We start from the raw sequence: 7,871 nt of genomic DNA on the forward strand, positions 1-7,871 counted from the left end.
CAGGCGGCGGGCGGCCGCGGGCCGGGCCCGGCGCACCCGGGTGCGGGTCCGAATGCGGCTGCGAATGTGGACGTGGACGAGCCCGGCTCCCCCGTCATCCGACTGCTCGCCCGGTTCGCGCAGGAGGGGGCTCGCGGGCGCGAGGAGACCAAGGCCAAGATGGCGCTGATGGCGCACGCGCTCAAGCGGGGCTACCGCCACCTCGGTGAGGTGCTGGCCGCCGCCGGGCGACTGCCCGATGCGGACCTGGTGTTCTTCTTCGACCGCGCTGAGCTGGCCCGGATCGTCGGGGCGGGCGACGATGACGGGAAAGGCGCTGCCGAGGGGTCTGGCGAGATCGGCGATCTGGTCCGAAGCGCCCTCAAGCGCCGGGAGGCGCTGGCGTTCCAGGACGTCCTGGAGTTCCCCGACGTCTCGGTCGGCCGCCCGGTCCCGCTGATCGCCCGGCCCCCTCGGGAGGCGGCGGGCGGCGAGATCATCGGCCGGCCCGCGAGCCGCGGGTCGGTGGAGGGCGTGGTGCGCGTGGCGAGGTCGATCGTGGACGCCCGCGAGGTGCAGCCGGGAGAGATCCTGGTCGCGCCCGTCACGGACGTGGGCTGGACGCCGTACTTCACGGTGATCGCGGCGCTGGTCACCGACATCGGCAGCTCGGTCTCCCACGGGGCCGTGGTCGCGCGCGAGTACGGCCTGCCCTGCGTGGTCAACACCCTGGTGGCCACGCAGACGCTGCGGACCGGAGACCGCGTCCGCGTGGACGGGGACCGCGGGGTGGTGACGCGGCTCGGGGGCCAGTAGCTGTTGCAAAGGTGCTCGGTGGCGGGCCGTTCACTCCGAAAGGCCCAAACCAAGTAAGAACTAAGGTTGATCGCGTGAGTCGGAAACGCGGTTGTCCTGACAGAAGATCGAATTCTTATCTGGCGAACATCTCAATGAAGACTCCACTCTGCAGGCTCGTCGTGAACATCGTCGCCGCAATGCAGAGGTCAGAAACTGCCTAAGAGCACGATAATTTGCCGTCAGTATTTTCACCGAATTTTCCAGTCGGCGTCGGGTTTAAACGAACTGAGACACCATATTCCGCCCACCCCTTCCGCGACGTTATCGCGTCAGGATTTATTCTTGGTAACTCACCGGGAGGCCTGGGAGCAACTGTATCCTCCACGGGCATGACGACACAGCAAGCCATCGATCGGTGGACTATGGTCCTCGACGAGATACTGATTCCAATGACACCCACAATCCGACTGATGCAACAAGCCGAGCGGTTCCCCTCCCCCAGGCAAGCGCCGGGCGCCATCAAGGCAGCAACCGATGCGCTACTCAGTGCATGGGTCACCGACCCACCACCAGCGGGCACATCGTTGCACGAGGCGCTGGAGCCAGCTGTCACAGCAGCAAGAGAATTGAAGCCGAATGACGACCGGCTAGCTCCGATCCACAGCTATTTTGATCTGCTTCAAACAGTGCGTTCACAGATTCAAGCCCTCAATACGGATGCAGATATAACTGTCGACGAAGTACTGCTCGACATGAAGCTAGAGTTGAAGCTCTCGGTGCTGGTGTCCCGTCTCGGGCACCGGGGAATAATGAGCCTTATTGATCAGCGACGACAAGACTATAGCCGCTCATTTAGCAAGGATGCCGACCTCCCGGATTATTTAGACCTCGATACGATGAACCCAACAAACGAAGTCTCCGCGACCACTCTCAGTTTCTCTGCCATACTTGCAATGGCCGACCCAGGGATCCTGACATTTGATGAGTTAATGATCGGGGACGACCAAGCCGACAAGGCCCTGACCTTGAAGCGCTTTGCGGGCCAGTGGATTGTTTCGTTCTACACGGAGTGGGAAGACCTATTTCGCAAGCAGCTCGCGGGAATTCATGGCTGCTCTGTCAACGACATTAATTCGCAGTTCATACAAGAACTCGGACGGATGCGGAACGACTTTGGCCACGGGCGCGGCATCTGCAAAAAATCGGCCAATAACAGACTGCTCAAGTGGTTCGAGAAGGGTGAACCAATCATTCCGACTCATGAGAACTACCGGCAGCTTTTTGAAGAGCTCGAGAACGCGTGCGTGGCGCTGAGAGTCGCTCCTACTTCTCGTGATGTGCCTATTCAACGTCAGCCAGTACGAGCGAAGGTGGCACCTGACCTTAATTCGGAGTTCGATCGGGCCGCTGCTGCGGTCCCAGACCTGACTGCCGACGAAGCCCTTACAGAAGCACTGCGCAACTGGATAGATAGGAATGCTACTGAGTGACTTCTTCCGTGCCAGGATAGTCGCGACGAGAGGGCAGCCGAGGCGATCTCCGGAGACTGAACATTTTTGGATTCGAACTCGCGCAGTTGCGGTCTCCGCGGTATCCAACTCTCAGTTCACGAGAGCGCCCACGGGATACTTCGCAATCAGCTCGCCGAAGAACCGGAGATCGGTTCCACGGATACAACGCGAGCATTCCCGGACCGCTGCGGACCAACTGGTCGCCTTCAAGGTCATTCGAGCACCCTGGGGTAGACGAACCCGCGCCTCACCCGCGCGCCGCGCGGGGTCGGCGACGTCTCGTCCACCCCCGAGGTCAAGACGCGCAGCTCGAGGTCGCCGGACCGGCAGATCACCGTACGGCCACGACGCCCGTAAAGGCTGGTGACCACCTCGACGGGCAGGACACCGTCGCCGGCGGGCTGATCCACGAGCTCCACGCCGTCGGGAGGCAGCGCGAGGTGCGCGGGGCCGTTGACGCGTCCGGACGGGAAGTCCAGCGCCTCGAGGGGGACACTCACCCTGCCGTCGTCCGAGCGGAACCGGCCGTCGCCCATGCTGCCGGCCACGCAGGTCGCGTCGTGCAGGAAGCGCGCCACGAACTCGCTGTTCGGCGAGGAGTCGAGTTCCGCGGGCGACCCCACCTGCACGAGCCGACCCCGGTTGAGCACCGCGACCTGGTCACCGATCGCCAGCGCCTCGTCACGGTCGTGCGTCACGTGGACCATCGTGAGCTCGTACTCCGCGGCGAGCCGGCGCAGCATCAACCGCAGGCTCGCCCGCAACGGCTCGTCCAGGGCCGAGAGCGCCTCGTCGAGCAGCAACACGGCGGGCCGCGCGACGAGCGCCCGGGCCAGGGCCACCCGCTGCCGCTGGCCGCCCGAGAGGGTGTCCGGCGCGCGGTCGGCGAGGTCACCCAGTTCGACGGTTTCGAGGACCTCCGCCACCCGCGCCTCACGATCCGTCCGATTCCACCGGGCGCGCCTGAGCGGGTAGGCCACGTTCTCGGCGACGCTCATGTGCGGCCACACCGCGTGGTGCTGAAAGACCATGCCCAGCCCCCGGCGCTCGGGCGGCACCATGATCCCGTCGCCCACCAGCACACGGTCCCCGACCCGGAGGGTGCCGGCGTCCGGTGTGACGAAGCCGGCCACCGCCCGCAGGAACGTCGACTTGCCGGAACCGGACGGGCCGACGAGTGCCAGGATCCGACCGGCGTCCACGTGGAGGTCGACCGAATCGAGGGCACGCGTGGCGCCGAAGCGCACATCCACCCCTGTGGCGTCGAGTTCAGACATTCAGCTTCCCTGTCTCCGAGTCGGGCCTGGTGAACCGGGACCCGAACAGCGCCAGCACCACCAGGCCCACCAACATGAGGATCACCGATAGCGCGGACGAGGCGTTGACGTCGCCGGCCCGCTGGTACTGGAAGATCACCACACCGAGGGTCTGCGTCCCCGGCGAGACGAGCAGGACCGACAGCGTCAGTTCGCGCACGGCCGTGACGGCGACCATGATCGCGCCGATCCCCGCGGCCGGCAAGGCCAAGCGCACGCTCGTGTCGAGGTGCGCCCGGAACGGGCCCGCCCCGCCGATCCTGGCGGCCTCCTCCATCGACGAATGCATGCCGGCCAGCGGGCCGCGCACCGTCTGGACCACGATCGCCGCGAACGCGGTGATGTAGGCACCGAGGATCACCCATCCGGTGTTGTAGAGCCCGGTGTACCGGCCGAGGATGAGCCATCCGGTGGCGATGACCAGGCCGGGGACGGCCTGCGGGAGCAGCACCGTCAGCAGCATCGGCTCACGGTCGGCCCGGGCGAGCCGCGTGGTGAACAGGCCCACCGCGAGACCGAGGATCCCGCAGAGGACCCCGGCCCCGATCGAGAGGACCACCGAGTTGGTGGCACCGTTGATCGTCTGTGCGGAGGTGAGCACGCGTTCGTAGTTGCCCAGCGTCATCGTCTCGAAGGTCAGCGGTACCCCCGGCGCCGGCAGGAGGGACCTGACCACGAGGCCCGCGAGCGGGGCCACGGTGGTGACGAGGCCGAAGACCCAGGCCACAGCCGAGACCCCGGCACGCGACCGCCCGAGCGACATCGTGTCGAACTCCCGCCCGGACCCGCCGAACTCCACGACCCGCTTCGATATCCGACGATCGAGAATCGTGCCGATCACGCCCAGCACCAGCAGGATGATGCCGATCTGCGAGACCACCTGGAGCGGGGAGTCCACGGTCCCGGATTCGAGGTAGCGGTAGACCATCGTCGACAGCGTGTCGAGGCCGCCGGGGACGCCCACGATGATCGGGATGCCGAAGTCCCCGATGCTGCTGACGAAGGTCAGCGTGAACGCTGCCGCGATCGCCGGACGGATGAGCGGCAGTGTCACATCCAGCTGCGTCCGCAGGGGTGTGGCACCACCCATGCGTGCGGCCTCCACCAGGTCCGCGGGGATCCTGCGCAGCGCTGCCGCCACCACGAAGTAGGCGATGGGATAGGCGTGCAGCGTCAGGAGGAACGCCACGCCCGAGAACCCGTAGAAGTCCCAGGGCGCGAACCCCAGCGTGCGGTCGATGAGTCCACCCCGGGTGACCAGGCCCGTCCACGCGATCGCGCCGATGAACGGAGGCACGAACAGCGGCGTGAGCAGCAGCAGCTTGAGCGGCCTGCGCCCGGCCAGGTCGGTCCGGTCCAGCAGGAACGCCATCACCGTGCCGATCACGACCGCCCCGACCGCCGCCGCGAGCGAGGTGGTCACGCTGTTCACCGCGGCCTGCACGATGCCACCGTCGAGCAGGAGCGGAAGGTGGTTGGCCCCGAACCCGAGAGAGACGACCAATGCCAGGGGCAGGACGGCGATCCCGAGGAGCGAGGACCAGAGGACGATCCGGATCGGCAGGGTCACAGGCGGGATCGGGGGTCGGGTCGGGGGCGGACGCGTGGCGTCAGCGGATCGCCTCGTTGAACGCGGACACGGCGGCGGCCTGGTTCTGGGCGATCGCCTCGAGGTTCTGGTCGAACAGCGCGATCTGGTCCAGCGACGGTGCGTCCTCGGGAGTGCCCACGTCGTCGCGGACCGGCAGGTAGTTCTGCTCGACGGCGATCTCCTGGCCACGCGTGGAGACGACGAAGTCGAGGAACAGCTGGGCCGCCTCCGGGTCCTGCGCGTCGGCGAACACCGCGCCCGGCTGGGTGATGTACGGGACCCCCTCGTCGGGGTAGCTGACCCCGATCGGCGACCCCGCCGCAGCCAGGTCGCGCACCAGGTAGTCCACCACGATTCCGATCGGACGCGATCCCTCGGCGACGGCCTGGGCCACCGGACCGTTCGATTCGGCGACCTGGGGGGTGTTCGCGCCCAGCGCCTGGATCCACTCCGGGCCGAGGTCCGGGTGCAGGCTCCACGCCGAGGCGTTGAACGCGGCCGCGCCGGAGATGTCCGGGTTGGGCAGGACGATCCGCTCGGCGTACTCCGGCTCGGTGAGCTCGGCCCAGGAGGTCGGCGGCTCGTCGACGTCGTTCGTGTTGTAGGCGATCACGGTGGGGATGATCCGCGTCCCCACGTAGTAGCCGTCGGGGTCCACCGCGACCTCGACGAGCGCGTCGGGCTCGCTCGGGGTGAACTCGCGGAACAGGTCCTGCTCCTTGTGGCCCTCGAACGTCGGGACGTCGGCGGCCAGGAGCACGTCGGCGCCGATCTGCCCCGTGGCCTGCTCCGCCGCGATCCGGGCGCGGAGGTCACCGGTCCCGGCGCGGAACACCTCGACGGTGATGTCGGGCTGCTCCTCGTTGAAGGCCGAGATGATCTCGTCGATCTTCGCCTGGGGCTCGGAGGTGTACAGGGTGACCGTGCCGGTGACCCCGTCCCCGCTCGCCGTGGTCTCGCCTCCGTCGTCCGGCTCGGCGCACGCCGTGAGCGTGAGGGCGCCGGCGACCGCCAGGGCGGCTGCCCGGGTCAGGAAACGCGTACCGATTCGAGCGGTCGTGGTCATTGTGCTGTGAACTCCTCAGATGTCGACTGGTCACGGTGATCCGCGACGGTCCACCATGACACTTCAGGATTCTCCCCCAGTTCCGTGCGCCTGAACGCCGGATGAACAACGCGGGAGGACTCCGCTCTGGGATGGCCGGAGGGCCGGCGAAGTGGTGCTCGCCGTCGCCCCGAGGTCGGGCGACCTGGCAACCCACCCCGCCGACGGCCCGACCAGGCTAGATTAAACTCCGTTGATCGCGACCGCGATCGTCCGCCTCTCCCGAGCGAGGTCCCCGGAATGACCACGTCCACCGCCCCCCGATCCACCGCCCCCCAGGCCACCGCCTCCCAGGTCGCCAAGAGCGTTCGCCTCGCGCTGGTGATCGGTGGCCTCCTCGCCATCGGCTTCGGCATCGCCGTTCTTCTCTGGCCCGCCAAGACCGCCGTCGCGATCACCGGGGTGCTCGCCTTCTACGCCATCGTCGCGGGCGTCGTCTACGTCTCCATCGGCCTGCTCGCCAAGAGCCACGGGACGGGAAGTCGCGTCGGCCATGTCCTGTTGGGCCTGCTGTGGGTCCTCGCCGGCGCCTACGCCTTCGCCTCGCTCCAGCAGTCCGCGGCCTTCCTCGCCGTCTTCGTCACCGTGATGATCGGCGTCATGTGGATCATCGAGGGGTTCACCGCCCTGTTCACCCTCGGTGAGTCCGGGGCGAAGGGCGTGACGATCGTGTTCGCGATCATCTCGGTCCTCGCCGGCGTCTCCCTGCTGAGCACCCCCGTGTGGGGCGCCGGCTTCCTGTGGTGGCTCCTCGGCATCTCGCTCATCGTGCTCGGGGCGCTGAACGTCTTCCGGGCGATGTCCGGGAGGGGCTCACGCTGAGCGCACGCCCCGGCGCGCTCCCGGAATCCGGCGATGCGGCGGGGTCCGCGGACCTCGTCGTCGTCGATCTCACCCGGCTCCGTCCGACGCCCCTCGCCGACGAGCGCGAGCAGGATCACGCCCGGGAAGTAGAGGATGGCGAAGTCGGTGTGCTCGATCCACGACGGCTCGTCGGGGATCACACCGGTCATGAGCGCGAGTCCACCGCCGACCGCGGAGACCCCGTTGAAGAGCAACAACCCGAGCAGGGCCCTGGGGACTGCGTTCATACGCGCCCATCCTATGGACTCGCGGGTCAGGAATACAGAGACTTCGTGCTGGTCTCCGGCGCCAGGATGAGCGAGATGATGGTCAGGACGGACAGCCACTGCCCTCTACGGCTGTGACACCGGCTGACATGCCCGAATTCCTGCCGGGCGCCCCGTGCTACAACTGGACAACGCACCAGGACGGGATCACCACATGGCATCAGACACCGAGGGGTCACCGGACACAGCCGATCAGCAGGTCGAGGACCTCGGACCCGATCTGGGTCTGGATCTCGAGCAGCAGGCCGCGCTCGGCAGCGGCGCGTCGTTCTGGCGCACCGAGGAGCTCCCCGGCGTGCCCGCGCTGGTGCTCACCGACGGCCCGCACGGGGTGCGGTTCCAGTCCGGCGCATCGGACCATCTCGGTCTCAGTGCGAGCGACCCGGCCACCTGCTTCCCCCCGGCCGCGGGGCTGGCGCAGAGCTGGGACCCCGCCCTGGC

The 7,871-nt window shown here is 67.4% G+C and carries 6 protein-coding genes and 1 pseudogene; 4 read left to right on the forward strand and 3 right to left on the reverse strand.

Annotated elements, in window-relative coordinates:
• Positions 1-795: PEP-utilizing enzyme (locus G6028_RS17580; RefSeq protein WP_241730529.1), on the forward strand; the 795-nt coding region annotated here is incomplete at its 5' end.
• A 371-nt stretch (positions 796-1,166) separates the two neighbouring features.
• Positions 1,167-2,267, forward strand: coding sequence for a hypothetical protein (locus tag G6028_RS04085; protein ID WP_182658128.1), 1,101 nt, complete (start codon positions 1,167-1,169; stop codon positions 2,265-2,267).
• 233 nt (positions 2,268-2,500) lie between these two features.
• Here the strand turns inward: G6028_RS04085 and G6028_RS04090 are convergent, their stop codons facing one another.
• The 3 genes from G6028_RS04090 to G6028_RS04100 are packed head-to-tail and all read right to left on the reverse strand — an operon-like array spanning position 2,501 to position 6,261.
• Positions 2,501-3,565 (reverse strand): ABC transporter ATP-binding protein, encoded by a 1,065-nt coding sequence (locus G6028_RS04090; RefSeq protein WP_182658129.1) that lies wholly within the window; start codon positions 3,563-3,565, stop codon positions 2,501-2,503.
• Positions 3,558-5,174, reverse strand: coding sequence for an ABC transporter permease subunit (locus tag G6028_RS04095; protein WP_182616912.1), 1,617 nt, complete (start codon positions 5,172-5,174; stop codon positions 3,558-3,560). Before G6028_RS04095 ends, G6028_RS04090 begins: the two co-directional genes overlap by 8 nt.
• Before the next feature lie 40 nt (positions 5,175-5,214).
• Positions 5,215-6,261: an ABC transporter substrate-binding protein gene (locus G6028_RS04100; protein ID WP_182658130.1), complete on the reverse strand. Its 1,047-nt coding sequence runs from the start codon at positions 6,259-6,261 to the stop codon at positions 5,215-5,217.
• Positions 6,262-6,540: 279 nt separating this feature from the next.
• Here G6028_RS04100 and G6028_RS04105 point away from each other — a divergent pair, with 279 nt between their 5' ends.
• Entirely contained in the window at positions 6,541-7,122 is a 582-nt protein-coding gene (locus tag G6028_RS04105) for an HdeD family acid-resistance protein (RefSeq protein WP_182658131.1), read from the forward strand.
• 462 nt (positions 7,123-7,584) lie between these two features.
• Positions 7,585-7,871 (forward strand): annotated as a pseudogene (locus tag G6028_RS04110) (hypothetical protein); the annotation flags it as partial.

The sequence above is a fragment of the Dietzia cercidiphylli genome (assembly GCF_014145145.1).
GTDB lineage: Bacteria > Actinomycetota > Actinomycetes > Mycobacteriales > Mycobacteriaceae > Dietzia > Dietzia natronolimnaea.

Excerpts from the sequence above, each read along its gene's own strand:
- G6028_RS04105 (WP_182658131.1), top strand. The coding sequence starts at position 6,541 with ATGACCACGTCCACCGCCCCCCGATCCACCGCCCCCCAGGCCACCGCC.
- G6028_RS04100 (WP_182658130.1), bottom strand. The coding sequence starts at position 6,261 with ATGACCACGACCGCTCGAATCGGTACGCGTTTCCTGACCCGGGCAGCC.
- G6028_RS04085 (WP_182658128.1), top strand. The coding sequence starts at position 1,167 with ATGACGACACAGCAAGCCATCGATCGGTGGACTATGGTCCTCGACGAG.
- G6028_RS04090 (WP_182658129.1), bottom strand. The coding sequence starts at position 3,565 with ATGTCTGAACTCGACGCCACAGGGGTGGATGTGCGCTTCGGCGCCACG.